Below are 25,346 nucleotides of genomic sequence, written 5' to 3'. Positions count from 1 at the left end.
GTCCCGCCGTCTGGTTACGTCCTGCGGCCCGTCCGCGACGCTGGATAGGCTCGGCACATGACGGTGGCGGTACGGGTGATTCCATGTCTGGACGTGGATGCCGGTCGGGTGGTCAAGGGGGTCAACTTCGTCGACCTGCGGGACGCGGGCGACCCGGTCGAGCTGGCCGCGGCGTACGACGAGGCCGGCGCCGACGAGCTGACCTTCCTCGATGTCACGGCGTCGTCCGACGATCGGGGCACCATGCTGGATGTGGTGCGCCGCACCGCCGAGTCGGTGTTCATCCCGCTCACCGTCGGCGGGGGAGTGCGACAGGTCGCCGACGTCGACGTGCTGTTGCGGGCCGGTGCCGACAAGGTGGGGGTGAACACCGCCGCGATCGCCCGTCCGGAGCTGATCGCCGAGATCGCCGAGCGGTTCGGGCGACAGGTGCTGGTGCTCTCGCTCGACGTCCGGCGGACCCCGGCGGGGACCTCCACCCGCAGCGGGTTCGAGGTGACGACGCACGGCGGCCGGCGCGGTACGGGCCTCGACGCGGTCGACTGGGCGGCCAGGGTCGCCGAGTTGGGTGCCGGGGAGATCCTGCTGAACTCGATGGACGCGGACGGCACCAAGGCCGGGTTCGACCTGGCGCTGATCGGGGCGGTGCGGGAGGTCGTCGACGTACCGGTGGTGGCCAGTGGCGGCGCCGGGGCGGTGGCGCACTTCGCGCCGGCGGTCACCGCCGGCGCGGACGCGGTCCTCGCCGCAAGTGTCTTCCACTTCGGTGAGCTGAGCATCGGCGAGGTGAAGGGCGCACTACAGGCCGCCGGGCATCCGGTCCGCTGACCGGACGTCCGGTACGGCCGACCCCTGACCCGCGGCCGGTCCCGATCGCGCGGTCAGGAACCGTTCTCCGGTGACCGGCGCGGCATCGGCAGGGTGAACCGGGCGGCGTACTCCTGGACCGCGGCGGCGTGCTCGTCCTCGCCGAGCACCCAGTCGTGGCTGCCCGGGGCGTGCCGGCGGGTCAGCACCCCGTGGACCGTCTCGACGGTGGTGGCGAGGCCGCCGTGCGGCCTGGTCCGCCACAACTGCTCGCCGGCCGTGGTGACCCGGAACCAACCGTCCGATACCGTGATCAGTCCCGCGCCGACCAGGCGGCGTACGGCGGCCTCGATCTCGTGCCGGGCCGGGATGGCCCGGTTGAGATGGTCAGCCGTGGACAGCACGTCGGCGAGCCGGACTCCCTCCGGTCGCCGGGTGCTGCTCGAGCGCCGATGGCGGCCGGCGCCGCCCGCGATGACCAGCGATACGAAGATCCAAGCGTCGGACCACCGCCATCCCTCATCCCCCATGGGGAAATGATGCCGTGCGACGCGGGCCGACGGAACGGTTGCGCACCCGTTCATTCCGGCGGACCTCGGTCACCGGCCCTCCACGTGGGACGATCCGATCCAGATCGACGATCTTTTTCGGCGGGGCGGCGCAGTTCGGGCCTACCGCACGGCCGGTTCCGCCGCCCGGCTGTCGGATTCCGGCCGCCGGTCGTCCGAGTGTCCGATCCCGGTCTCCGCCGTCGCTCGGGGTCGCGTCGTGGCCTCCGGCCCGGCGGCGACGGGTCGTACGGTGAACATCGGGATGAAGGTGTGCACGAGCGGGCCGATGGCGAGCGCGTAGGCCACCGTGCCGATGCCCACCTTTCCGCCGAGCAGGAAGCCGATCGCCAGGACGGTCACCTCGATGACCGTCCGGACCAGTCGGACGGAGTGGTTCGGGTGGCGGGCGACGTACCCGGTCATCAGGCCGTCGCGCGGTCCGGGGCCGAACCGGGCGCCGATGTACAGGCCGGTCGCCACGGCGTTGGACAGGATGCCGGCGAGGAGGAATCCGATCCGGACGGGCAGGGGGCCGGCGGTCGGCAGCACGGCCAGGGCCAGGTCGGCGGCGAGACCGATGACGACGACGTTGCTCAGCGTGCCGAGGCCGGGGCGTTGGCGTAGCGGGATCCACAGCAGCAGGACGAGTGCGCCGACGACGATGGTGACGGTGCCGATCGACGCGCCGGTGAGCCTGGACAGGCCCTGGTGGAAGACGTCCCAGGGATCGAGCCCGAGCGTCGATTCGATCATCAACGCCATGCTGACCCCGTAGAGCGCCAGACCGACGTAGAGCTGTCCGAGTCGTCGGACGAGCCGGTCTCTGCTGTTGCCAATCTTTGCCATGCGTGCCACTCTGAGGGCCAATCCAGGATGTACGAAGGGCCAATCGAGGAGAAGTGGCTGTGACCAACCTCGTTCGGGGGCCGCAGTTGGGTCGCATGCTCGGCCAGTGGCATGCCCTTCCGGGCCGGCGACGTAGCCCCGACTACCTCGCGCTGGCCGGGGCGGTACGCGGACTGCTCGCCGACGGGCGGCTGCCACTCGGCGTACGCCTGCCGGCCGAGCGGGAACTGGCCGAGGCGCTGCGGGTGAGCCGTACCACGGTCACCGCCGCGTACCGCGAACTGCGCGAGACCGGCCATCTGAAGAGTCGCCGGGGTGCCGGCAGCTGGACGACGCTGCCGGGCGGGCACCGGGTGGCCAGTTCCGGGCTGTGGACGCCGCAGGACGACCTGGACATGATCGACCTCGGCTGCGCCGCACTGGCAGCCCCGGCCGAACTGGGCGCGGCGGCCCGGGCCGCCGCCGAGGACCTGCCGCGCTATCTCGGCGGTGCCGGCTACCACCCGACGGGGATAATCGAACTCCGCGCCGCGGTGGCCCGGTTGTACACCGACCGTGGACTGACCACCAGCCCCGAGCAGATCATGGTGACCAACGGGGTGCAGCACGCGCTGGACCTGGTGCTCCGGGTCGTCCTGCCGCCCGGGGCCGGCGTACTCGTGGAGTCGCCGACCTATCCCAACGCGCTCGCCGCGTTCGCGGCGCGTCGGGCCCGGATCACCACCCACGGCCTGTCCACCGAGGGCGCGGGCTGGGACACCGAACTGCTGCTCGGCAGCCTGCGGCAGACACGCCCCCGGTTGGCGTACCTGATCCCGGAATTCCAGAATCCCACCGGCCATCTGATGCCCGCCGAGTTGCGCGAGCGGGTGGTGGCGACGGCGCACGCCAGCGGCACGGACCTGGTCGTCGACGAGTCCTTCGTGGACCTGGCATTGGACGGCACCGTGATGCCACCGCCGACCGCCGTCTTCGACCGGCACTCCCGGGTGGTCACCATCGGCGGGATGAGCAAGCCGTACTGGGGCGGGCTGCGGATCGGCTGGATCCGTGCCTCGGCCCCGCAGGTGCAGCGGCTGGCCGCGGCGCGGGTCGGGGTCGACATGGCCGGTCCGGTGCTGGACCAACTCGTCGCGGTGCGGCTGCTCGCCGACGCCGACACGATCGTGGCGGCCCGGCGCGGGCAGCTCGCCGTACAGCGGGATGCCCTGCTGGCCGCGTTGCGGGACGAGCTTCCCAACTGGCGGGTGCATCCCCCACGCGGCGGGCTCACCCTGTGGGCGGAGTTGGACGGGCCGATCGCCAGCGCGCTCGCCCGGGCCGCGGAGGAGGTCGGGGTACGGTTGGCACCCGGCCCACGGTTCGGCCTGGACGGCACGCTGGAGCGTTTTCTCCGGCTCCCGTTCACCCTCCCCGCCACCGAACTGGCCGAGGCGGTACGCCGGATCGCGGCGGTCCGCTACGACATCGACCGGGCGGAACGTCCGCTCTGGCGCGAGCCGGTGGTCATCGCCTGACCGCCGGCCCGGGTGTCGGAACACCGCGAGAGTCGTCGGTGTCCGCGAAGGAGTCACCGGTGTCGCCGAGGAAGTGGAGGGTCGAACCCGGATGGGCATGATTGACAAGATCGCCTGGATCCGCCTGGAGAACGGCCGGATCCTGAGTTCGCGGTCGCACGGCAAGGACGTCTACTTCCTTCCCGGCGGCAAGCGGGAACCGGGCGAGACCGACGTCGACACGCTGGTACGCGAGATCGAGGAGGAACTGAGCGTCGCCATCGTCGCGGACAGCGCCCGGCATCTCGGAACCTTCCGCGCTCAGGCGCACGGACATCCGGCCGGAACGATCGTCCGGATGACCTGCTACACGGCGGACTATCACGGCGAACTGCGGCCGAGTAGTGAGGTTGCCGAGATCGTCTGGTTGACCCACGCCGACCGGCACCGCGTCTCCCCGGTCGACCAGGTCATCTTCGACCATCTCCACGACGCGGGCAGCCTCGGCTGAGACTGCCCGCCGACACCGACGGCCGTGCCGACCCGGGGAGACCGGGGAGACCGACCCGCCGTGCCGTGGCCAGCGATCAGGCCGGGTAGCCGCTTCCGGAGATGAGCGCGAGGTCCGACAGGCGCAGCCGGGCGGCCCGGGGTGCGGCCAGCGCGGCCCAGACGACCTTGCCGTCGGTGCCGCCCAGCACTCCCCAGTTGGTGGCGGACCGGGCCACCAGGGCCAGCCCACGTCCCCGCAGGGAGAGTTCCTGTCGCGGATCCCGGTCGCCACCGTCCGAACTCTTGTGGTCGAGTGCCGGTGCGCCGTGGTGCCGGTCCGCGACCGCGATCCGGAGGTGGTGCCGGTGGTGGCAGATGGTCAGGTCGATCTCGGTACCGGCGTGCTCGACCGCGTTCGCCATCAGCTCGGAGACGACGAGTTGGGCGTTGTCGGTCACGCCGTCCAGCCGCCACCGCTCGCAGCAGTCGCGGACCATCCGGCGGGCCGTACCGACCGCTGCCGGGGACGGGGTGAACCGGCGGTGGACGCGTCGGCTCGGACCTCTCAGGTGGTAGGGCCGGATCCGACTGAGGGCCTCGGTGAGGCGCGGGTAGAACCGGATCCGGGTGGTCGGCAGCCGACGGAGCAGACCGGTCAGGGCCGAGGCCGGGGCGCAGACCAGTACGGTGATGCCGCGCCGGCAGGACTGCCCGAGCACCACCAGCGACGGCAGCAGCGCCGGCATCCCTCCCTCCGGGACGACCCGGGTGAAGTCCACCGCCACGTACGGCGGCTGGTGCGCCGCGCACCGTTCGAATGCCCGTTGGAGTGAGTACGCCTGCCCCACGCTCCAGCGCCCGGCCATGGTGATCACCAACGCCCCGGTCTCGATGTGAGCTGCCACCGTGGCCGCCATCCCGGAACCCCCCTCGCTCGCCCGCACGCCGCCGTGATCAGCCCGCTCTCGCCGGGCCACATCGCGCATCTGACCCTGGTGATACCCCGGCGGGGGTCCGGTGAAGCCGACCAGAGGTCACCTTGTCGCGCAGTAGTCGGGAGGCGACCTGGGGTGCCGGCCGCCGGGGACGGTCCTGAGCCCCCGGCGGCCGGTCCGTTACTCAGATCTGGGCGAGGCTGCCCTGGTACATCCCGTCGATCTCGGTCGCGAAACTGGTCTCCACGGCGCGACGCTTGATCTTCATCGACGGCGTCATCTCGCCGTCCTCGACCGTCAGTTCGCGGGACAGGACCGTCACCTTCTTGATCGTCTCCCAGCGGTTGAGCCTGTCGTTCAACTGCTTCACGTAGTCGTCGATCATTGCGCCCACCTCGGCCGATCCGACGATCTCGGCGTACGGGCGGCCGGCCAGCGGGCCGTTCGTGGCCCAGGTCGCGATCGCGTCCGCGTCGAGGGTGAGCAGCATCGTGCAGTAGTTGCGGGCCTGGCCGATCACCACCGCCTGTGAGGTGTACGGGCACAGCGCCTTGAACATGCCCTCGATCCGGGACGGCGAGACGTACTTTCCGCCGGACGTCTTGACCAGGTCCTTCTTCCGGTCCGTGATCTTCAGGAACCCGTCGTCGTCGAGTTCGCCGATGTCGCCGGTCCGGAAGAAGCCGTCCGGGGTGAACGCCTCGGCGGTCTCGGTGGGCAGGTTGTGGTAGCCGCGCATCACCGGTGCGCCCCGGAGCAGGATCTCGCCGTCGGAGTCGATCTTGCACTCCAGGTCACCGAGCGCCTTGCCGACGGTGCCGATCTTGAGTGCGCCGGGCCGGTTGACGAAGTTGCCCGCGCTGGTCTCGGTCAGGCCGTACCCCTCGGAGATGGGCAGGTTGGCCGCGGCGAAGAAGAGGGCGATGTCCTGACTCAGCGGCGCGGAGCCGGAGACGAGGACCCGGATCCGGCCGCCCAGCCGGGCCTGCAACTTGCTGAAGACCAGCTTCTCGGCGAGCCCGTAGCTGATCCGCAGTCCCGCCGAGACGGGCTTGCCGGCCTGCTCCAGCAAGACCTTCCGCTTGCCGGTCCTGACCGCCCAGGCGAAGATCTTGGCCTTGGCGCCGCCTCCGGTCTGGGCCGTGGTCACGGCCCGGTTGTAGACCTTCTCGAAGATCCGGGGTGCCCCGCACATCAGGGTCGGCCTGACCACGCCGAGCAGCTCGACAAGCTTGTCGAGCCGGCCGTCGACGTAGGTGGGCATGCCCACGTGGATCACGCCGCAGAGCAGTGTCTTGCCGAACGAGTGCGACAACGGAAGCCAGAGGTACTGCAGGTCCTCCGCCTTGATCAGGCCCAGTTGCGCCTGGGCCACGCCCTCCCAGCACCAACCGGCGTGCATCAGCTCGACGCCCTTCGGGCGGCCGGTGGTGCCGGAGGTGTAGATCAGGGTCGCCAGGTGATCCGGATCGATGTCAGCGACCACCCGGTCGATCAGGTCCGGGTCGCTCGCCAACGCGAGCGCCCCCTGTACCTCCAGATCGGCGAGGGTGAGCTGTGGCGGGGTGGCTCCCGGTTCGGCCTGTCCGTCGATCAGTACGACATGGGTCAGCGCCGGCAGGTCGGCCCCGAGGATCTTGGCGGCCTGGGTGGCGTTCTCGGCGATCAGCACCTTGGAGCCGGAGTCCGCGATGATGAAGGCGGTGTCCACCGGCTCGGTGGTCGGATAGACCGTGGTGGTCGCGCCCCCGGCACACATGATTCCGAGGTCGGCGAGGATCCAGTCGAGCCGGGTGTTGGCCAGGATCGCCACCCGGTCCTCGGAGCCGACCCCGAGGCCGCGCAGTCCGGCGGCGATCGCCTTGGCCCGCTGGCCGACCTGCGCCCAGTTGAGCCAGACCGGGCCGGAGTCGTCCGGCGCCGGATAGGCGAACGCGTCCCGCTCGGGGGAGGCCGAGACACGTTTGAGGAACATGTCGGGGATGGATCGGTATGGGACATCGAGAGCCATGGCGGGGGCAGCCTCCGGATATCGTGGCGTGACGACGGTCACGTTAAGTCGCGGTTACCGAAGGGTATTGGGTCTGACCTCGAATCGGCTAGTCCTGATCGTGCCGGGTGGGGCTACGCCGATCGGACCGTGCCGTCGCAGCCGACCGGTTGGCGGGGTCCGTGGTCGATCCGAGTGGCAAACCCGGAATGACCGGATACGTCTCTAAGCTATCGAGACGTCGGCCCGGTTCGGACCAGGACGTTGTCGGCTCGGGACGTCGCCGGCCCGGAACGTTGCCGGGCTCGGGACGTCGCCGGCCCGGAACGCCGCGTTGCGGGACCGGGGGCGGAAGTCCTGGACCGAGGGCCGGAATCGTCAACCACGGAATCGTCAACCACGGATGAGGGTCATCAACCATGGGTCAGAGAGGTCCGGTCATGGAAGGTCCCGGTCGCGGCGACGCGGTACCGGGACACGTCATCCACCTTCCGGTCGCCGTACACACCCTGGATGCCGCCGCCGAACTGGCCGCGTTGCTGGCCGAGTCGCTGGCCTTCCTCCCGGAGCTCGACGCCGGTGAGGTCACCGTCTCGGCCGAGGACGCGCAACACGAGCGGTACCGGGTGTTCTGTGACCGGTTGCTCTTCGGCGACGGCCGGTGCGGCGAGCGCGAGGGACATCCGGGCCCCTGTGTGGCCGGTGCCGCGACGGGGCCCGGCAGGCCGCTGGCGCACGCCGCCGCCGGCGGCTGGGCCGGCGTTCCGGTGCCGCCCGGAACGTAGTGCCGGCGTTCCGGACGGTCAGTTCCAGGAGTCGGTGGTCAGGCCGCCCAACTCCGGTACGGCCACCCGGTCCTCCGTCGCGAGTGCCCGGATCATCCGCTCGGCCTCCGGGATCGTCACGTGCCGGCCGAGCGACGCGGACGCCTCGGGGTCGGGTGTCTCCAGCCAGAGCCTCCGCTGCTCCCAGCGCATCTGCACGATGCCACCGGACCGGCCCCGACAGCACAACCAGGCGCCGGTGCGGACGGGCATCCGGTGCAGCACGGTGACGGTCTCGGCCGAGGTCAGCGGAACGTCCGGCTACTGTCGGTCGGCGCTGTGCTCCCAGCTCACCTCGACCAGGTCCTCCCGATCCGGTCCGGCCGGGTCGGCGGGGTCCGGGTCGGCGGCGCCCCCGCCTCCACCTCCGCCCCCGCCTCGGAGGAGCTGTACGAGCGCCATCCCGTCGCGCCGCCCCACCCGGACCGGGGCGCGATCGGTGTCGGCGAAGGTTCCCACCAGGACGTCCCAGTCCCGGTGCACGGTCAGCGTCGTCCCGTCCAGGCTGATTCCGAGCCGGGTTCTGGCCGGAATCCAGGGCAGATGCAGGCCGGTCAGCCAGGAGGCGGAGATCGGGCCGTTGCCCGGGGCGTACCTCCCGGACCAGGCGTCCAACAGCTCGATCTCGACGTCCACGTCGTCGTCCACCGTGGTCGGAACCGCCGCCAACCGGCCGGTACGGCGGCGCCGCCAGGCCAGCGGCACCCGGATCCGGGTCGCGCTGTCCCCGTCCCAGTGCACCGGTAGGCCCTGTTCGCGCAGCGCCGCCGCGACCTCGGCGCCGATCTCCGCCGACGGCGCCTGACCGAACGGCCCGTACGCCACGTGCAGGACCGATCCCTCGGCGGCGTGCTCCGCGTCCTGCTGGTGGTAGAAGGCGTACCCGCGCGGCGCCTCGCCCTCGGCGACCTCCTCGTCGATCTCGGACACGCCGCAGTTCTGGCAGCAGCTGAAGGATTCCCGGGCGACGATTCCGGCGAGGTCCAGGGCACGGAACGCGAGGGTCAGCCGGTCGTTGTCGGTGACCTCGGGCCAGCCGGCCTGCGTGCTGGCGTGCGCGGCGAGTTCCGTGGCCGCGACGTCGCAGGCGAGCAGTTCGACGTCGTCCTCGTCGTCCTCGTCGAACGATTCCACGGTGTCGTAGACGATCGCCGCGTACGGCGCCACACCGAGCGCGACCTGCCAACGGACGTACTCCTCGACCCGTCCCCGAAACTCGTCGTCGACACCGCGTAGATCCATGGCGGCGAACGCTAGCAGCCGTCACCGACAGCTACGGCCCTGGTCCGAACCACCACCTCACCACGTCCGGTACCGACCAACAGCCGGGCTTCGACCGGACGGCGGTCGCCAACCGCTCGACGTACCGCCCGGAATGGTTGTCCAGCGCTCGCGCAGTGGCACCGCGAGCGCTGGACCCCCCGTGACGTCGAGGCTCAGTCGTCGTCACCGTTCTCGTCGTCATTCTCGTCGTTCTCGTCGTCCCGGTCGTCCTGGTCCTTGTCGTCGTCGTCCCGGTCGTCGTCCTTGTCGTCGCGTTCGGTTCCGACGATCTCGCCGGTGGTCGCGTCCACGTCCACCTCGACCTCCCCGCCGTCCTTGACCAGCTCCACACTCCACACCGTCCGGCCGTGCTCCCGCTCCTGCTCGACCTCGTCGAGCTGGCCGCCGCCCGCACTGGCCAGCGCGATCTCGACCGCCCGCTGGGAGCTGACCGGCGTGCCGCCGGGCGCATCCGGCGAACCCGTCGGTGCCGGCGAACCCGTCGGCGCCGTGCCGCCCGGCGTACCGGTCGGGCCGCCCGTCGGCGTACCGGACGGATCGGTGCCGGGCGTACCGGACGGATCGGTGGTGGTGGTGGCCACGGGGGCCACCCCGAGTCCCTGCCGACCGCCCTCCGCCGCGCTGGCACCGATCGCGGTACCGACGACGGCGACAGCGGCCAGTGCGCCACCGATGCTCAGGGCCAGCGTCTTGCGCCGCATCACAAGTCCTCCTCGAACCTCGAACACTCTGTTCGGTGTTGTCCCGACGAGGTTCGCCGGACGGGGGATAGCGGCGCGCTGTGCGAATGCTAAGTCGAGGTAAAGACGACGGCTGTCAGGTCGGCCCGCCGCCACGCCTCGGGGCCGGCGCGAGGACCGGCGGTCCGAGCGTGACCGCGACCCGTGCCCCGCCACCGCTGCCGGCGGAGAGGCCGAGGTGGCCCCCGCTGGCCCGGGCGGCGCGGCGGGCGATGTCCAGGCCGAGACCGGTCGAGCCGGCGGCGCTGGCACCCCGCTCCACCAGCGCCGCCGGGTCCACCAGGGTCGGCGGCAGCCCGGGACCGGTGTCGGCGACGGTCAGCAGGGCTCCACCGGCCGGTCCGGGAACCAGCGTGACGGTGAAGTCGACCCCGTCCGGCGTGTGCGCGAAGACGTTGCCGAGCAGGGCATCCAGCACCGCGCCGAGTTCGTCGGCCGGCAGCCGTACCGGCAGTGGTCGGTCGGCCAGGTCGAGGACGACCTCCCGGCCCGTGTCCTCGGCCAGCACGGACCAGAACGTGACCCGCTCCCGGACCACCTCCGTGGCGTCGCAGACCGGCTCGGTACCACCCTCGGCGCCGCGTCGCCGCGCCTGCCGGATCAGCCCGGTCACGGCCCGCTCGACCGCGTCGACCTGCTCGGCGACCCGGGCGGCCTCGCGCGGGTCGGCCAGCGACTCGGACTCCAGCCGCAGTGCCGTCAGCGGCGTACGGAGCCGGTGCGACAGGTTCGCGAGCTGCTCACGTTCCTCCCGGAGCAACTCCTGGATCCGGGTGGCCAGATGGTTGAGGGCGGTCGCCACGGCACGCAGCTCCGGCGGACCGGACGGCCGGGCCCGAGCGGTCAGTTCCGCCCGGGCCAGCCGGTGCGAAACCGCCGAGAGTTCGCTGATCGGCGCGACCAGCGAGCGGGCCAGCCGGTCCGCGACGGCGAGGCCGAGCAGCAGCAGCGCCAGCCCGAGCCCGGCGAGGACCAGCCAGGACCGGTAGACCCCGTGGGTCAGCTCGGTGTCGGGCACGAAGGTGCGGATCACCGCCGTACCGTCCGATCGGCCCTGCACGGCGACCAGGATCTCCCGGCCGTCCGGGCGGGCCACGGTGAGACTCTCACCCCGGGCCGCCAGCGCCACCCCGTCGGTACGCGGCGTGCCGGTGCCGAGCGCCGTACCGTCCGGCAGGAAGACGGTGACCGGCCGGTCGGCCGCGGCGCCGACCTGCTCGGCGGCGAGCCGCAGGGGGTCCAGATCGGTCGTACCGACCAGCGGAACCAGGCCCTGCACGTCGGCGGTGGCCGCCACCACGGCCCGGTCGGCGGCGACGCTGCGCAGCAGCACCGCGAGCGGCACGAGGAAGGCGAGCAGCACCAGGCAGGTGGTGGCGGCGACGAGCAGGGTCAACCGGCGCCTCACGATCCCGCCCCGGGTACGTCGAGTCGGACGCCGACCCCCCGCACGGTGTGCAGGTACCGGGGGCGTTGCGCGGTCTCGCCGAGCTTGCGGCGCAACCAGGACAGGTGTACGTCCACGGTCTTGTCCGCGCCGCCGTACGGCAACTGCCACACCTCGGTCAGCAGTTCCCGTTTGCTGACCACCCGACCGGCCCGGCTGGCCAGGTGGTGCAGCAGGTCGAACTCCCGGGGGGTCAGTTCGAGCGGGATGCCGGACAGGCTCGCCTGCCGGGCTCCCGGATCGACCCGCAGCTCGCCGACGGTCAGTGGGGCCGGACCGCTTCCCGGGCCGGCCCCGCGCCGCAGTACCGCCCGGATCCGCGCGTCGAGCTGGGCGGCCGTGAACGGCTTCACCACGTAGTCGTCGGCGCCCGCGTCGAGACCCCGGATGATCTCGCTCTCCTCGTCCCGGGCGGTCGCGATGATCACCGGGATGGTGTTCACCGCGCGCAGCATCCTGAGCAGTTCCAGACCGTCCAGGTCGGGCAGTCCCAGATCGAGTACGACGAGGTCCGGCCGATCGTCGAGCACCCGTTGCAGCCCGCTCATCGCCGTCTGGACGGCCGCGACGGCGTGCCCCCGCTCGCGCAGCGCGCGCAACAGCGGCGTACGGATGGCCGGGTCGTCCTCGATCAGCAGTAGGTGCGCCACACCAGGCACGGTAACCCGGTGACGGCCGGACAGCCCCGCACCGGGTGGCGGGCGTTAACCGTCCCTTAGGGTCCACCGGCTCCGCCCTTAACGGCCGGGCGGGCATGATCGGACGATGCGTCGACGTACCGGGTTCGCGGTGGCCGGCTGGCTGCTCGCCGCGTTGGCCGCGACCGGCACCGGGCTGGCGGCCGTACAGGTGATCGGGGCCGGGCTCACCGGGCCGGCGGGTGAGGTGCGCAGTCCGGACGAGGTGGCGCGGGCCCTGGCGGCCACGCCGGCGCCGTCCGGTCCGACTTCCACGCCGTCCTCGGGCCGTCCGGCGTCGCCGGGGGCGATCACGGGCCGCCCGGTTACGGGTTCGCCGGATCCGGGCGGTGGATCCGCGCACGGCCCCCGCCAACTGCTGTCCATTCCTGGTGGCACGGTGGTGGCCGAGTGTGACGGCCGGGTCGTGTGGCTGGCCTCGTGGACACCGGCCCAGGGCTACCGGGTCGGTGAGGTCGAACGGGGGCCGGACGACGACGCCGAGGTGACGTTCCACGGTTCGGGGGAGCGGATCGAGGTGGAGGTGGAGTGCGTGGCCGGACGGCCCGTACCGACCTGGAAGAAGAGCAAGGCCTAGGGGACAGGTCGCACGGCACCCGACGCGGTCAGACCGCCGGTTCGGCGAGGGCCGCCGGGTTCAGTTGGGCCGCGCGGGCCCGGGCCCGCTTCGTGTAGAAGATCGTCCAGGTCACCAGGCCCGCGATGATCACGTACGGCAGCACGGCGGAGACCGTCACCATGGTGCGCACCGGAAGAAGTTGGCTGAGCTCGATCCGTCCCGCCGCCTCGACGACGAAGGTCACTCCCCAGACCACGGTCAGCACCCGCTGGGTACGCCGGAAGCCCTCGTACCGCCACAGGCCGTTCCACCAGTCGACGCGCTCGGCCGAGCCGTCGGTGGCGAACTTGCGGCCGAAGTAGAACATCAGCGGCCGGGGCATCAGCAGGGAGCCGAGCAGGAGGAGCCCGAACAGTCCGGTCGCGGCGGATTCCTTGACCAGGGCCAGCCGCGCGTCCTGCAGAGCCAGCGACGACCCCACGCCGAGGGCGATCAGGATCAGCGTCAGGACGCCGAACTCGTCGATCCGTCGCCGGATCGCGAACAGCGCCACCACCTCGACGGCGGGCCAGATCGCGCTGATGGCCAGCGCGGAGATGCTGCTCACCCCCCGGTCGGTCAGCATCGAGTAGGTCAGGGCGGGCAGCAGCACGTTGCAGATCAACGTCGGAGCCCAGTTCAGCAACAGACCTCGAAGCCGCCGCATGACGATCTCCCTAATTAGACGATTACACTCACGCTCGTGCAGAAGAATGTAGCATCCGGATCGAGCCCTCGACCTGGCGGCCGGTCGGCTCCACTGGTCCCGTTCCTGTTCGGGGTGGCCGGACACGCCCAGTTGCCCGGCACCGAACTCATTCGGCTACTGGGGGATCTCGGACTGACCGAAGCCGCCGCCCGCGCCCTGCTGCTGCGGATGCGCCACGAGGGCAAGCTGACGAGCGTCCGCCGGGGGCGGGGCGTCGACTACCAGCTCGCCGGCGAGTACGGTCGCCGGTTCGAACGGATCCGCCGGGCCGACCAGCAGCGGCCGGCCGAGTGGACGGGCTCGTTCCACGCGCTGCTCTACCAGGTGCCGGAGTCCCGCCGGGCGTACCGGGACGGGTTGCGCCGTGCCGCCGTGCACCTCGGGTACGGGCTCCTCCAGCAGGGCGTCCTGATCGCCATGGACGACCGGACCGATCAGCTCGGACCGCTGGCCGACCCGCCGGCCGAGGTACGGGTCTTCGTCACCCGGCTCGCGATGTCCGAGGCGGATGCCGCGCGGGCCGCCTTCCTCGCCTGGGATCTCGACGCGCTCAATCGCCTGTACAGCGAGCATGCCCAGATCCTGCGTACCGCACTGCGGGAGCGGTCCGGCCCACCGGAACCGGGCCCCGACGCCCTCCGTCGCTACGCGGACCTGCTCCGGACCCCGATGGTCGACACCCTCCGCAGTCCACGCCTGCCCGGCACGCTGTTCCCCGACGACTGGTCGATGCCGCAGTTGTGGCAGGCCATCGCGGAGGTCCAGCAGGTGTTCGGCGCTCCCGCCACCGGCTACGTGACCCGACGACTGGCCGGATAGCCGCACGTCGCCGTGGATCGGCGGCGGCCGGCGGCACGGTCGGGGCCAGCGGGCCCACCCGGACCGACATCGGTACGCCGACTCCGGCCCGTGGAAGCGGTTCAACGGTATTTCCGATCGAGCCTGCTTTTGATCTCGCCGCGCTCCACATTGCGGCCCCGCTCCACGTGAAGTCTGTCGACCACCACGATTTACCGACTCGGATTCACGCCAAACCTGCCGGATGATTTTCCGGGCAAGCCCATCTATTGATGCCCGACAATGGGTATAGCCATACTGTGGAACAGGATGTTTCAAGGATGGGAGTGCTATGCGGCAGATGAATCGGATCTCAGTTCGGGCCGGCGGGAGCGCCAGGCGCCACAGCGCACCGCTCGTCGTGCTGGTCGCGCTGCTCCTCGCGGTGACCGGCGTCGGTACCGCCTCGGCGGCGTCGCTGGTCAGCGACGACTTCGAGGACGGCAACGCCGCGGGCTGGGTCACCACCGGCGGCACCTGGATCGTCGTGCGCGAAGAGTCCAGGGTCCTGCGTCAATCCAGCCTCGCGGCCGGCGCGCTGGCCAGGACCGGCCAGCCCGGCTGGCGGGACTACACCATCGCGGCCGAGGTCCGGCCCGACTCGTTCAATGGAATGCCCGGCTTCGCCGGCGTCGTGGTCCGGGCGCAGTCCACCACGACCTTCTACGCGCTGGTGCTGCGCCCGAACGACACTGTCGCGTTGACCCGTACCGTCGGGGGCAGGTCGACGACACTCGCGACCAAATCCGTGACCGTGACCGAAGATCGCTCGTACACGCTGGTTCTGCGCGCGGCCGGTCGAAATCTGACCGGATCGGTTGACGGAGTTGAACTGACCGCCTCTGACGGTTTCATTCACACCGGGCCGGCGGGTCTGGTCACGACCTGGACCACCGCTTCGTTCGACGACGTCTCGGTCGACACCGACGCCCCGGCGCTCTGAGACTCCAGTCGGCGTACGTCGCCGACGTGCGCGCTGACCCGTACCGGAAAGGACGGCCGGGTCAGCGTCGCCACGGCGAGGGCGTGCATCCCCCGTCCGGCGTCAGACCCCGAGGTTCGCGTTCCGCAGCCGGTCGGTGAGGGCGGGCGGCCCGACCAGTTGCACCCGGGCGACACGCTGCCGGCCGAACAGGAACATCGTCAACTCGCCCGGCGCGCCGACGAGCCTGACCTGTTCCCCGCCGGCTCCGGCCGAGGTCTCGCCGTGGTCGGGTGCCTGGATGAGCAGGGCGGCCGGAAAGCGGCGCAACGACATCCGGGCCATCGTGGGAATCCGCTTCCAGAGCGCCCCCCGGTACCCCCCGGCCAGCTCCCGGGGCTGCCAGCCGGGTTGAGCCCGGCGCAGGTCCTCGTGGTGCACGAAGAACTCGGTCAGGTTGGCCAGCTCGTCGACCGGCCGAAGGGTCATCGGGCTCCACCTCGGCGGGCGGCGGAACAGGTCCACCACCTCCGGGTACGGCTTCGCGGCCATCGCGCCCAGCACCCGTTCGGTGTGCGTACGCAGGGGGCGGAGCACGATTCCGGCCGCCGCATCGGGCCGCCGTTCCCGAATCACCAGGTGCGCGGCGAGTTCCCGGGCGGTCCAGTCCGGGATGATCGTCGGCGCGTCGGGTCCAAGGGTCGAAAGGAGGTCGGCCAGCGATCGGCGCTCCGAATCCGCGTACCGGGGCATGTCTTGATCGTAAAGGCTGACGCCGCTGCCGGCGTGCCGGGAAGCGGAGGAGGTACGGACGGCGTCCGCGCCGTCAGGCGTACCGGGCCCTGTGACAGCAGACACAATCAGGTCCTGACCGGTATGACCCGCGCCAATCGGTTCGTCATCGCTCGGCCTGATCGGTAAGGATGAGCTTGACGACGAAGGCTTACGGCGGGGGACAGTGTGGCGGGCAAGACAAGCCGGGACGTGCTCATCAGGGGGATCCGGGTCCTCGGTCACGCCGTTCGCGAGGAGCCCCGGATCTTCGCGGTCGCGGTCGGCGGCAGCGTGCTGTACCACCTGCTCATCATCGGCAGTGCGTACGTGGTGGGCGCGGTCGTCGGAGAGGTCGTCGTGCCGGCGCTCGAAAGCGGTCAGGCCGACACCAGGGCGGTCGTGCTGAGCGCCGTGGCGCTGGTGGCGGTCAGCCTCGGTCGGGTGCTGGGCATGTTCGGCCGCCGGCTCGGCGCGGGCTTCATGCAGTACCGGCTACAGGCCAGCTACCGGCGCCGGATCACCCGTCGCTACCTGGAACTGCCGCTGTCCTGGCATCAGCGGCACGCCACCGGCACCCTGCTGTCGAACGCGAACTCCGACGTCGAGGCGGCCTGGTTCCCCATCGCCCCACTGCCGTTCGCGGTGGGCACGCTGGTGATGCTGGTCGTGGCGATGGGCTCGCTGCTGGTCACCGACTGGGTGCTCGCCCTGGTCGGAGTCGCGATCTTTCCCGCCCTGTTCGCCCTGAACGTCGTCTACTCCCGCCGGATGGCGCCCCGGCAGGCTCGGGCGCAGCAGATGCGGGCCCAGGTCAGCGCGATCGCCCACGAGAGCTTCGACGGTGCGCTGGTGGTCAAGACCATGGGCCAGGAGGCCCGGGAGACGAACCGGTTCGCGGCGCAGGCCGGTGAGCTGCGCGATGCGTTGATCTCGGTCGGCCGGCTTCGGGGAGTCTTCGACCCGATGCTGGAGACCCTGCCGAGCCTCGGCACCGTCGCCGTACTGCTGGTCGGTGCGGTCCGGCTGAGCCAGGGCGCGGTCACCATCACCGAACTCGTCAGCGTGGCGTTCCTGTTCACGGTGCTGGCCTTCCCGGTCCGGGCGATCGGCTGGGTGCTCGCCGAGCTGCCACGCAGCGTCGCCGGCTGGGACAGGTTGCAGGCCGTGCTCACCGCCACCGGCGAGATGGCGTACGGGAACACGACGCTGGACCCGCAGGACGGCCGTCCCGCCACCCTCGTCTTCGACCGAGTCAGCTTCGGTTACCCGGTGGCCGAGCCGGCTCCGGCCACCGCGCCGGCCGAGCCGGGGCTGTCGACCGAGCCGGAGGCGGCGGCCCGGCCCGTCGGGGTGCCCGAGCGGGCCGAGGTGCCCGAGCCGGCGGGGCCCGTGCCGGTGCTGCACGACGTGTCGTTCACCGTTCCGGCGGGCCGGACGGTGGCGCTGGTCGGCCCGACCGGCTCGGGCAAGTCGACGATCGTCTCCCTCGCGGTGCGGCTGGTCGACCCCGACGCCGGGTCCGTGACCGTGGACGGGGTCGACGTCCGGTCGCTCACCGCCGCCTCCCTCGCCGGCACCAGCGCACTGGTGGCGCAGGTGCCGTTCGTCTTCGACGACACCATCCGGGCCAACGTCACCCTCGACCGGGAGGGGATCACCGACGACGACGTGTGGGCGGCCCTGCGGCTGGCCGAGGCCGACGGGTTCGTCGCGGTGCTGCCGGACGGGTTGGACACCCTGGTCGGGGAGCGCGGGGCCGCCCTCTCCGGCGGCCAGCGCCAGCGGCTCACCCTGGCCAGGGCGCTGGCGGGCCGCCCCCGCCTGCTGGTGTTGGACGACGCCACCAGCGCGGTCGACCCGAGGGTGGAGGCGGCGATCCTGGCCGCGCTCCGCGGGGACCGGTCGACCCCGTCCGACGCGACCGGTACGGCCGGTGCCGGCGAGTTGCCGCCGGGCGCGTCGATCCTGGTGGTGGCGTACCGGCGGGCGACCATCGCGCTTGCCGACGAGGTCGTCTACGTCGAGCACGGCCGGGTGGTCGGCCGGGGCACCCATGCCACGCTGCTGGGTAGCACCCCCGGGTACGCCGCCCTGGTCACGGCGTACGAACGGGCCGAGGCGGAACGGGAGCGGGAGCGTGCGTACGAGGAACCGGCGCCGGGCACACCGGCGATCCGGCAGGGCGAAGAGGTCGACGCGTGAGTGGGCGTGACCGGGGGGACGGCATGAGCGGGCGCAACGGGGGGACGGCATGACCACGGTCGCGAGCGAGTCGACGTCGGAACGGTCGGAGAGCACCTGGCAGACCCTGCGCCGAGGGCTGGCGCTCTCCCCGGAGTTGCGTACCGGGCTGGCCGGCACGCTCGCGCTGGCCCTGGTCGCGATGGTCGGCCGGGCCGCCGTACCGGTGGCGATCCAGCAGGGCATCGACCGGGGCCTGCGTGCCCCGGGCGGCCCGGACCTGGGCGTGGTCGGCGTCGTGGTGGCGGCCACCGCCGCCGTCCTGGTGGTGACCACCATGTGTGGCTACCTGATGATGCGGCGGTTGTTCACGGTCAGCGAGACGGCGCTGGCGGGGGTGCGGGTCCGCGCCTTCCGGCACGTGCACGACCTGTCGACGCTGCACCAGCAGGCGGAGCGGCGGGGTTCGCTCGTCTCCCGGGTGACAAGTGACGTGGACCAGATCACCCAGTTCCTCCAGTGGGGCGGGGTGATCCTGTTGATCAACCTCGGCCAGGTGGTGGTCACCACCGTCGTGATGACGGTCTACTCCTGGCAGTTGACGCTTGTGGTCTTCGCCGCGTTCGTGCCCGCCGTGGCGGTGATCCGGATCTTCCAGAAGCGGCTGGCCGGCGCCTACGGCGTGGTCCGGGTACGGCTGGGCGCGATGCTCGCCGCCGTCTCCGAGACCGTGGTGGGCGCCTCGGTGATCCGGGCGTACGGGGTGTCCGGTCGTACCGCGGCCCGGTTGGACGAGACGATCGACGCGCAGCGCCGGGCCCAGCAACGGGCGATCCGGACCAGCGTGGTCAGCTTCTCGACGGGGGAGATCGCCGCCGGGCTCGCGCTCGCCGGTGTGGTGGTGCTCGGTGTCAAGCTCGGCGTCGACGGGACGCTGGGAATCGGTGAGATCACCGCCTTCCTCTTCCTGGTCACGATGTTCATCCAGCCGGTGCAGATCGCCACCGAGGTGCTGAACGAGGCGCAGAACGCGGTCGCGGGCTGGCGGCGGGTGCTCGACGTACTGGACATGACGCCGGACGTCGCGGACCCGGGGGAGCGCGGGGTGGACCTGCCGCCGGGGCCGATCGACCTGTGCTTCTCCGAGGTCACCTTCTCCTACCCCGGTGGCCCCCCGGTGCTGGTCGACGTCAACGTGGACATCCCACCCAAGACCCGGGTCGCAGTGGTGGGCGAGACGGGCAGTGGCAAGACCACCTTCGCGAAGCTGCTCACCCGGCTGATGGATCCGTCCGCCGGGACGGTCCTGCTCTCCGGCGTCCCGCTGGACCAGGTGCGGTTCGGCTCGCTCCGCTCGCGGGTGGTGATGGTGCCGCAGGACGGCTTCCTCTTCGACTCCACCGTGGCGGAGAACGTCCGGTTCGGCCGTCCGGAGCTGACCGACGAGGAGCTGGCGGTCGCCTTCGTCGACCTCGGGCTCGGTGACTGGGTGGACGGGCTGCCGGCCGGCCTGGCCACCCCGGTGGGGGAGCGTGGCGAGGCGCTCAGCGTGGGCGAACGGCAGTTGGTCGCGCTCGCTCGGGCGTACGTGGCCGATCCGGACCTGCTGGTGCTGGACGAGGCGACCAGTGCGGTCGACCCGGCGACCGAGGTACGGCTGCAACGCACCCTCGACGCGGTGACCCGGGGACGGACCACGGTGGCCATCGCACACCGGCTCTCCACCGCACAGGCCGCCGACGAGGTGATCGTGGTGGACCGGGGCCGGATCGTGCAGCGTGGCCCGCACGAGGAACTGGTCAACGATCCGGAGTCGGTCTACGGACTGCTCTTCGCATCCTGGCTGGAGCAGACCCGCTGACGTAGGGCTGGATGGACGGGATCCGGGTAATAAGTTAGCCTCCCCTTACTAAGGTGAGGCTAACTTGTGCTGGAGGTTCCCCGTCATGCAGCCCAGCCCCGCAGAGGTGGCCCGTACGCTGGCCGCCGGCCGGCTCGCCGGCACCGCCCAGGTCGCGTACCGACCCGGGCCGCACCAGGTCCGGCACGCCACCGACCCGTCCGGCCGGGTTCTCCTGCTCGTCTCGATCGTCAGCGACCTGGCGGCGGCGCTGCGGCCCGAGCCGGGTACCCGGGGCCGCGCGCTCGTGCTCGACGTGCGGGACCTGCCACCGGCCGCCGGGGCACCCCCGCTCGGCCGACTCTGGGTCTCCGGCTGGGCCGAGCCGCTCGACGGCCCCGCCGCACGGCAGGCGGCCGTCGAGTTCGCCGAGGTGGTGCCGACCGGCGACCTGCTCGACGTCGGTCGGCGCTTCGTCCTGCACCGCTTCGAACCGGTGGAGGTCAGGCTGGAACGCGGCGGCACGGTGCTCGACGTCGAACCCGCCGAGTACGCCGCGGCCGAACCCGATCCGCTGCACGCGATCGAACGGGAACTGCTCGCCGACCTCGCGGACCACCACGGCACCGAGGTCGCCGCGTTCATCCGGCGTCAGCTCGGCGGCGTCGTACCGGAGGCGGGCCCGGACGAGCCGCCGCCGCAGGTGGTCCGGCTCGACCGGTACGGCCTGGTGGTGGCGCTCGGCCCGCGTGGCGCCCGGTACCGGGCCCGGCTCGCCTTTCCCCGGCCGATGTCCGATCAGGCGGAACTGGCGGAACTGCTGCATCCGGTGCTCTGCCGGCGCCGGCGGCACGCCGACCGGTCCGACCAGGACTGGTCGCCCTCGGTGCTCCTCGACCGGGGCCGCCGGAACTGACGGGGCGCTTCCCCGGGCCACGCCCGTCGCGGGGATTCGCGCCCGGCCGGTCCCGCTACCGACCCTTGAGCTGCTCGGGGGTGCCGGGAAGGCGTTCCGCCGGCTCGACGGGCCGGTCCGGGGCGCCGGCCGGCTCGGTGAGCCGACTCAGGTCGCCGGACAGGTAGCGCTGCACGGTCGGCCCGACGGCCGCCACCACGACGTCCGGGGACGCCGAGGCGAGCGGCTCGATCCGCAGGATGTAACGCACCATCACCAGACCGGCCATCTGGGAGGCAACCAGTGACGACCGCAGGGGCGCCTCCGCCGGGTCGATCTCCAGCAGGCCGGTCGCCCGGCGCAGCACCTGGGTGACCAGGAACTCCCGGAACAGTTTGGCGGTCCACTCGTTGTTCACCGCCGAACGGAACAGCGCGGCCCCGGCGGTACCGGCCGGGGAGTCCCAGATCCGCAGGAAGGTCCGGACCAGTCGCTCTCCGACGCCGTCCATGCCGCCGGCGGCGATCTGCGGCAGTATCTCCTGGGGATCGAACGGGATGTTGATCGTGGCCACGAAGAGCTGGTCCTTGGTGCCGAAGTAGTGGTGGACCAGCGCCGGGTCGACACCGGCACTCGCCGCGATGGCCCGGATCGAGGCGCCGTCGAAGCCGCGCTCGGCGAACACCTCCCGGGCCGCCGCGAGGATCGCCTCCCGGGTGTCGGGGTTGCCCGGGCGCCGTCCACTTCGTCGTGCCATCGCCGTCCTCGTACTCGTTCCATCCGGTGCCGGTCGGTCCCCGGCCGGGGACCGACCGGCACCGGTTCGTCAGCCGGTACGCCGCCGCAACGTCGCCGCCGCGAAGACCAGGGCGACGACCACCGCCGCGGCGACCACCACCAGGTCCCGCCACATCGTGCCGGTCGGTTCGGCGTGCGCACCGACCTGTTGCAGCGCCTCGACCGCGTACGACAGGGGCAGCACGTCGCTGGCCGCCCCGAGCCAGCCGGCCATCCGGTCGCGGTCGACGAACAGGCCACAGAGCAGGATCTGCGGGATCACCACGACCGGCATGAACTGTACGGCCTGGAACTCGGTCTGCGCGAAAGCGCTACAGAACAACCCGAGCGCGACGCCCAGTACGGCGTTGACCACCGCGATCAGCACCACCAGTCCGGCACTGCCGGCCGTGCTCAGATCGAACACCCAGTACGCGACCCCGGCCGCCACGCTGGCCTGCACCGCCGCGGCCAGCCCGAACGCGAGGCCGTACCCGAAAAGCAGATCGAGCTTGCCGAGCGGGGTGGTGAGCAGTCGTTCGAGGGTGCCGGAGGTGCGCTCCCGGAGCATGGCGATGCTCGTCACGAGAAACATGATGACGAACGGGAAGATGCCCAGCATGACCAGTGCGATCCGGTCGAATGTGCTGGGCTGGCCGGGCGGCGTGGGCTGGCCGTCGAGCATGAAGTAGAGCAACGTCAGCAGCAGGCTCGGCACCACCATCAGCATCGCGATCGTCCGCCGGTCGTGGCGCAGTTGCCGCAGGATGCGGCCGGTGGTGGCGGCCAGGATCCGGAGACTCATCGCGCTGCCGTCCCTTCGTTCGTCCGGGTGCCGCTTTCCGTGCTTCCCGCGTTCCCCGTGTTCGCTTTGATCAGGCGCAGGAACGCCTCCGCCAGGTCGTCGGTGCCGGCCGCCGCCCGTATCGCCGTCGGGCTGTCGTCGGCGATCAGCCGGCCCTCCCGGATCAGCAGGAGTCGGTCGCAGCGGGCCGCCTCGTCCATCACGTGGCTGGAGACCAGCAGCGTGGTGCCCTTGGCGGCCATCGTGTGGAACATGTCCCAGAGTTCGGCCCGGAGCACCGGATCCTGGCCGACCGTCGGCTCGTCGAGGATCACCAGCTCGGGGCGGCCGACCAGCGCGCAGGCCAGCGAGGCCCGGCTGCGCTGTCCGCCGGAGAGGGTTCCGACGAGCTGGGTCGCGGCGGAGGCCAGCCCGACGCTGGCGACCGCCGCGTCCGCGTCGGTCGCGCCGAGGCCGTAGAGCCGGGCGAAGTAGCGGGCGTTCTCCCGGACCGTGAGGTCGGTGTAGACGCTCGGCGCCTGGGTCAGGTAGCCCAGCCGGTGCCGTAGTTCCGCCGATCCCGCCGGTTGTCCCAGGACGGTGACCGTGCCGGTGCCGACGATCTGCACTCCGACCACGGCCCGGAGCAGGGTGGTCTTGCCGCTGCCACTCGGTCCGAGCAGGCCGGTCACGCTGCCGCGCGGCACGACACAGCTGATCCCGTGCAGGACCTGCTGCTTGCCGCGCTTGACGACGAGGTCACGGACCTCGATCGCGGTTTCCATGGATCCTCCTCCCAAAACTCATCGTCTGTTGAAATCAACGGTAGTTGAAATCTGGGCCGCCGGCAATCGACTGTCGACAGTCAACTGTCGGAGACCGGTCACCGGTCACCTGGGCGGCCCCGTTGGTCGAACCGGAGCGGGACCTGGCAATGTCGAACCCCGGGAAGTCGAACCAGCAGCGGCGAGACGGACGGCCGGACGGAGCGGAAGCATGAGGAAGCGCAGCATCGGTGCGATCGGACCAGAGGTGTCCGCGATCGGCCTCGGTTGTATGGGAATGAGCATGGCCTACGGGGCCGGTGACGACGCCGAGTCGGTCCGGACCCTGAACCGGGCCCTCGACCTGGGCGTGAACCACCTGGACACCGCCGACATGTACGGGCGGGGACGGAACGAGGAACTGCTCGGCCCGATCGTCCGGAAGCGCCGGAACGAGGTGTTCCTGGCGACGAAGTTCGGCAACAGGTTCGCCGACGACGCCGGCACCACCGCCTCGCCCGGTGCGTACGTCGACAGCAGCGCCCAGTGGGCCCGACAGGCGTGCGACGCCTCGTTGGTCCGACTGGGGATCGACACCATCGACCTGTACTACCTGCACCGGCGCAACCCCGATACGCCGATCGAGGAGACCGTCGGCGGGATGGCGGAACTGGTCGTGGACGGCAAGGTGCGGTTCATCGGGCTCTCCGAGGTGAGCCCGGCGACCCTGCGGGCGGCGCACGCCGTACATCCGGTGGCGGCGGTGCAGATGGAGTACTCGCTGTTCACCCGGGACGTCGAGGACGAGATGCTGGCGACCTGTCGGGACCTCGGTGTGGCGCTGGTGGCGTACTCGCCGGTGGGCCGGGGACTGCTCACCGGGACGATCAGCAGTCGGGAGCAGTTGGGCGCCGACGACTTCCGGGCCGGGGCGCCCCGGTTCGCCGAGGAGAACCTGGGCGCCAACCTCGACCTGGTCGCCCGGGTCCGCGCGGTCGCCACCGAGATCGGCTGTACGCCGGCACAGGCGGCGCTGGCCTGGCTGCTGGCCCAGGGCGAGGACATCCTGCCGATCCCCGGCACCAAGCGGGTGCGGTACCTGGAGGAGAACGCGGCCGCCGACGACCTGCGGCTCACCGGTGAGCAGGTGGCCCGGCTGTCGGCGGCGGTACCGCCCGGAGCGGCGGCCGGAGACCGGTATCCCGAGCGATCAATGCGATTTCTAGGCAAATAAGGAGCGAAACGCCCAGTCGACGCGTGATCGGGCGTTGCGTCATGATCGCACCTGCGGCACGATGGCGCCGTGGGTCACGGTCCGTTACTGCAACTCGGGTTCCTCGACGACTGGACGGACCGGCTGCGCCGGGCGCCGGGGCCACCGGTCGTCGGCGTACTGCTGCGCGGTAGCCATGCCCGGGGCGCCGCCACCACGTACAGCGACGTGGACATCGATGTCCTGGTCAGCGGCGGGCCGTACGTCGCCTACCCGGCCTACCTGGCCGAGACGGGCGACCGGCTGACGCACCTCTCGGTCGCCGTCCGGGACGTCCGATCCTGGCTCGCCCGGCTCGATCAGCCCGCCGACTGGTCCTTCGGACTGCCGGTTGTCGCGCCCACACGGTTACTCTGGGCAAGCGAGGAGTGGCGACCGTCGGTCGAGCTGACGGAGATCCGGCAACGTCCGGGTGACCCGGATCTGGAGAACGTCGTCGCCGGCCTGGGCAAGGTCAGTGCGGCGTGCGCGGCCGGAGACGAGTTCGGTGCCCGGTTCGCCGCCGCCGAGCTGGCCCGACGGTGTCCGTCGATCGTCCGGCTGGCGAACCGGTCGGTCACGGTCCCGAGCCGGCGGGCCGCGTTGAGCGCCGCGCTCGACCTGCCGGTCGCGCCCGCCGGCTACCGCGACGACATGGTGAGCTGCCTCGGGTTGCACGCCGACAGCCTGTCGCGGCTGCACGCCGCCGCCGGCCGGCTGGTGTCCGGAGCCGTGACGCTGGCCGGGTCGTACGCCGACGAACTGGCGCCGTTGATCGGCGCGGAGCTGACCGCCGCCCTCCGGGACGGCCGGCTGGACCGGTACGTCGCCCAGTTGGCCCGCCCGGCCCGGCCCGATCCCGACGCCGACCCCGACCAGAAGCCCTCGGCGGCCGCTCGGGAG

The 25,346-nt window shown here is 71.7% G+C and carries 26 protein-coding genes; 12 read left to right on the top strand and 14 right to left on the bottom strand.

Translation table 11 applies throughout. The features are described 5' to 3' along the window. The first annotated feature begins 57 nt into the window (after positions 1–57). Positions 58–828 carry an imidazole glycerol phosphate synthase subunit HisF gene (hisF, locus tag I0C86_RS32260; RefSeq protein WP_196205082.1) on the top strand — a complete coding sequence of 257 codons (771 nt, stop codon included), beginning with the start codon at positions 58–60 and terminating at the stop codon, positions 826–828. A gap of 53 nt (positions 829–881) precedes the next feature. Here the strand turns inward: hisF and I0C86_RS32255 are convergent, their stop codons facing one another. Together I0C86_RS32255 and yczE are read right to left on the bottom strand one after the other, a co-directional pair. Further along, entirely contained in the window at positions 882–1,337 is a 456-nt protein-coding gene (locus I0C86_RS32255) for a hypothetical protein (protein ID WP_196205081.1), read from the bottom strand. Between the two features lie 141 nt (positions 1,338–1,478). Next, complete coding sequence (gene yczE, locus I0C86_RS32250) at positions 1,479–2,204, bottom strand: membrane protein YczE (RefSeq protein ID WP_230395141.1); 726 nt, start codon at positions 2,202–2,204, stop codon at positions 1,479–1,481. 59 nt (positions 2,205–2,263) lie between these two features. Here yczE and yczR point away from each other — a divergent pair, with 59 nt between their 5' ends. Both yczR and I0C86_RS32240 read left to right on the top strand, forming a co-directional pair. Continuing rightward, positions 2,264–3,721 (top strand): MocR-like transcription factor YczR, encoded by a 1,458-nt coding sequence (gene yczR, locus I0C86_RS32245; RefSeq protein ID WP_196205080.1) that lies wholly within the window; start codon positions 2,264–2,266, stop codon positions 3,719–3,721. A 91-nt stretch (positions 3,722–3,812) separates the two neighbouring features. Beyond that, the gene (locus I0C86_RS32240) at positions 3,813–4,211 is read left to right on the top strand and encodes an NUDIX hydrolase (protein WP_196205079.1); all 399 of its coding nucleotides are present in this window, start codon (positions 3,813–3,815) and stop codon (positions 4,209–4,211) included. 76 nt (positions 4,212–4,287) lie between these two features. Here the strand turns inward: I0C86_RS32240 and I0C86_RS44635 are convergent, their stop codons facing one another. Together I0C86_RS44635 and I0C86_RS32230 are read right to left on the bottom strand one after the other, a co-directional pair. Beyond that, positions 4,288–5,097, bottom strand: coding sequence for an ATP-binding protein (locus tag I0C86_RS44635; protein ID WP_196205078.1), 810 nt, complete (start codon positions 5,095–5,097; stop codon positions 4,288–4,290). A 214-nt stretch (positions 5,098–5,311) separates the two neighbouring features. Continuing rightward, positions 5,312–7,138 carry an AMP-dependent synthetase/ligase gene (locus I0C86_RS32230; protein WP_196205077.1) on the bottom strand — a complete coding sequence of 609 codons (1,827 nt, stop codon included), beginning with the start codon at positions 7,136–7,138 and terminating at the stop codon, positions 5,312–5,314. A 419-nt stretch (positions 7,139–7,557) separates the two neighbouring features. Here I0C86_RS32230 and I0C86_RS32225 point away from each other — a divergent pair, with 419 nt between their 5' ends. Beyond that, a complete protein-coding gene (locus I0C86_RS32225) occupies positions 7,558–7,902 on the top strand; it encodes a hypothetical protein (RefSeq protein ID WP_196205075.1) in 345 nt (114 codons plus the stop codon). An 18-nt stretch (positions 7,903–7,920) separates the two neighbouring features. Here I0C86_RS32225 and I0C86_RS32220 read toward each other — a convergent pair whose 3' ends face one another. The 5 genes from I0C86_RS32220 to I0C86_RS32200 all read right to left on the bottom strand — a co-directional run bounded on the left by I0C86_RS32220 (position 7,921) and on the right by I0C86_RS32200 (position 12,062). Beyond that, the gene (locus tag I0C86_RS32220) at positions 7,921–8,154 is read right to left on the bottom strand and encodes a hypothetical protein (protein ID WP_196205074.1); all 234 of its coding nucleotides are present in this window, start codon (positions 8,152–8,154) and stop codon (positions 7,921–7,923) included. A 48-nt stretch (positions 8,155–8,202) separates the two neighbouring features. Further along, positions 8,203–9,183, bottom strand: a complete 981-nt coding sequence (locus tag I0C86_RS32215; RefSeq protein WP_196205073.1) for a DUF6891 domain-containing protein — start codon at positions 9,181–9,183, stop codon at positions 8,203–8,205. Between the two features lie 194 nt (positions 9,184–9,377). Then, positions 9,378–9,926: a PepSY domain-containing protein gene (locus I0C86_RS32210; RefSeq protein ID WP_196205071.1), complete on the bottom strand. Its 549-nt coding sequence runs from the start codon at positions 9,924–9,926 to the stop codon at positions 9,378–9,380. Positions 9,927–10,041: 115 nt separating this feature from the next. Then, positions 10,042–11,373, bottom strand: a complete 1,332-nt coding sequence (locus I0C86_RS32205; protein ID WP_196205070.1) for a sensor histidine kinase — start codon at positions 11,371–11,373, stop codon at positions 10,042–10,044. Next, positions 11,370–12,062, bottom strand: a complete 693-nt coding sequence (locus tag I0C86_RS32200; protein WP_196205069.1) for a response regulator transcription factor — start codon at positions 12,060–12,062, stop codon at positions 11,370–11,372. Before I0C86_RS32200 ends, I0C86_RS32205 begins: the two co-directional genes overlap by 4 nt. 115 nt (positions 12,063–12,177) lie before the next feature. Here I0C86_RS32200 and I0C86_RS32195 point away from each other — a divergent pair, with 115 nt between their 5' ends. Next, positions 12,178–12,687, top strand: coding sequence for a septum formation initiator (locus I0C86_RS32195; protein WP_196205068.1), 510 nt, complete (start codon positions 12,178–12,180; stop codon positions 12,685–12,687). 28 nt (positions 12,688–12,715) lie between these two features. On the opposite strand, the gene I0C86_RS32190 is transcribed toward I0C86_RS32195, so the two are convergent. Beyond that, the gene (locus I0C86_RS32190) at positions 12,716–13,375 is read right to left on the bottom strand and encodes a VC0807 family protein (protein WP_230395140.1); all 660 of its coding nucleotides are present in this window, start codon (positions 13,373–13,375) and stop codon (positions 12,716–12,718) included. A gap of 36 nt (positions 13,376–13,411) precedes the next feature. Between I0C86_RS32190 and I0C86_RS32185 the strand changes: the two genes are divergently transcribed. Together I0C86_RS32185 and I0C86_RS32180 are read left to right on the top strand one after the other, a co-directional pair. Beyond that, positions 13,412–14,236 (top strand): hypothetical protein, encoded by an 825-nt coding sequence (locus tag I0C86_RS32185; protein WP_196205066.1) that lies wholly within the window; start codon positions 13,412–13,414, stop codon positions 14,234–14,236. A 310-nt stretch (positions 14,237–14,546) separates the two neighbouring features. Further along, positions 14,547–15,197, top strand: coding sequence for a hypothetical protein (locus tag I0C86_RS32180; protein WP_230395139.1), 651 nt, complete (start codon positions 14,547–14,549; stop codon positions 15,195–15,197). A 102-nt stretch (positions 15,198–15,299) separates the two neighbouring features. Here I0C86_RS32180 and I0C86_RS32175 read toward each other — a convergent pair whose 3' ends face one another. Next, on the bottom strand, positions 15,300–15,929 hold the full coding sequence (locus I0C86_RS32175) for a TIGR03085 family metal-binding protein (protein ID WP_196205062.1): 630 nt from the start codon (positions 15,927–15,929) through the stop codon (positions 15,300–15,302). 207 nt (positions 15,930–16,136) lie between these two features. Between I0C86_RS32175 and I0C86_RS32170 the strand changes: the two genes are divergently transcribed. The 3 genes from I0C86_RS32170 to I0C86_RS32160 all read left to right on the top strand — a co-directional run bounded on the left by I0C86_RS32170 (position 16,137) and on the right by I0C86_RS32160 (position 20,887). Next, positions 16,137–18,152 carry an ABC transporter ATP-binding protein gene (locus tag I0C86_RS32170; RefSeq protein WP_196205061.1) on the top strand — a complete coding sequence of 672 codons (2,016 nt, stop codon included), beginning with the start codon at positions 16,137–16,139 and terminating at the stop codon, positions 18,150–18,152. A 49-nt stretch (positions 18,153–18,201) separates the two neighbouring features. Continuing rightward, complete coding sequence (locus I0C86_RS32165; protein ID WP_196205059.1) at positions 18,202–19,992, top strand: ABC transporter ATP-binding protein; 1,791 nt, start codon at positions 18,202–18,204, stop codon at positions 19,990–19,992. A gap of 85 nt (positions 19,993–20,077) precedes the next feature. Beyond that, entirely contained in the window at positions 20,078–20,887 is an 810-nt protein-coding gene (locus tag I0C86_RS32160; protein ID WP_196205058.1) for a DUF2470 domain-containing protein, read from the top strand. A 55-nt stretch (positions 20,888–20,942) separates the two neighbouring features. Here I0C86_RS32160 and I0C86_RS32155 read toward each other — a convergent pair whose 3' ends face one another. The 3 genes from I0C86_RS32155 to I0C86_RS32145 all read right to left on the bottom strand — a co-directional run bounded on the left by I0C86_RS32155 (position 20,943) and on the right by I0C86_RS32145 (position 23,212). After that, positions 20,943–21,623 carry a TetR/AcrR family transcriptional regulator gene (locus tag I0C86_RS32155; protein WP_196205057.1) on the bottom strand — a complete coding sequence of 227 codons (681 nt, stop codon included), beginning with the start codon at positions 21,621–21,623 and terminating at the stop codon, positions 20,943–20,945. Between the two features lie 69 nt (positions 21,624–21,692). Beyond that, complete coding sequence (locus I0C86_RS32150) at positions 21,693–22,448, bottom strand: ABC transporter permease (RefSeq protein ID WP_196205056.1); 756 nt, start codon at positions 22,446–22,448, stop codon at positions 21,693–21,695. Then, positions 22,445–23,212 (bottom strand): ABC transporter ATP-binding protein, encoded by a 768-nt coding sequence (locus I0C86_RS32145; RefSeq protein WP_196205055.1) that lies wholly within the window; start codon positions 23,210–23,212, stop codon positions 22,445–22,447. The genes I0C86_RS32150 and I0C86_RS32145 overlap by 4 nt, the downstream gene beginning before the upstream one ends. Before the next feature lie 211 nt (positions 23,213–23,423). Between I0C86_RS32145 and I0C86_RS32140 the strand changes: the two genes are divergently transcribed. Next, entirely contained in the window at positions 23,424–24,425 is a 1,002-nt protein-coding gene (locus I0C86_RS32140) for an aldo/keto reductase (RefSeq protein WP_196205054.1), read from the top strand. A 69-nt stretch (positions 24,426–24,494) separates the two neighbouring features. After that, positions 24,495–25,346: nucleotidyltransferase domain-containing protein (locus I0C86_RS32135; protein ID WP_196205053.1), on the top strand; the 852-nt coding region annotated here is incomplete at its 3' end.

It is taken from the genome of Plantactinospora alkalitolerans (assembly GCF_015690345.1).
Lineage (GTDB): Bacteria > Actinomycetota > Actinomycetes > Mycobacteriales > Micromonosporaceae > Plantactinospora > Plantactinospora alkalitolerans.
The sequence above is the reverse complement of the archived record's forward strand: the minus strand, read 5'-3'. Positions and strand labels throughout refer to the sequence as shown.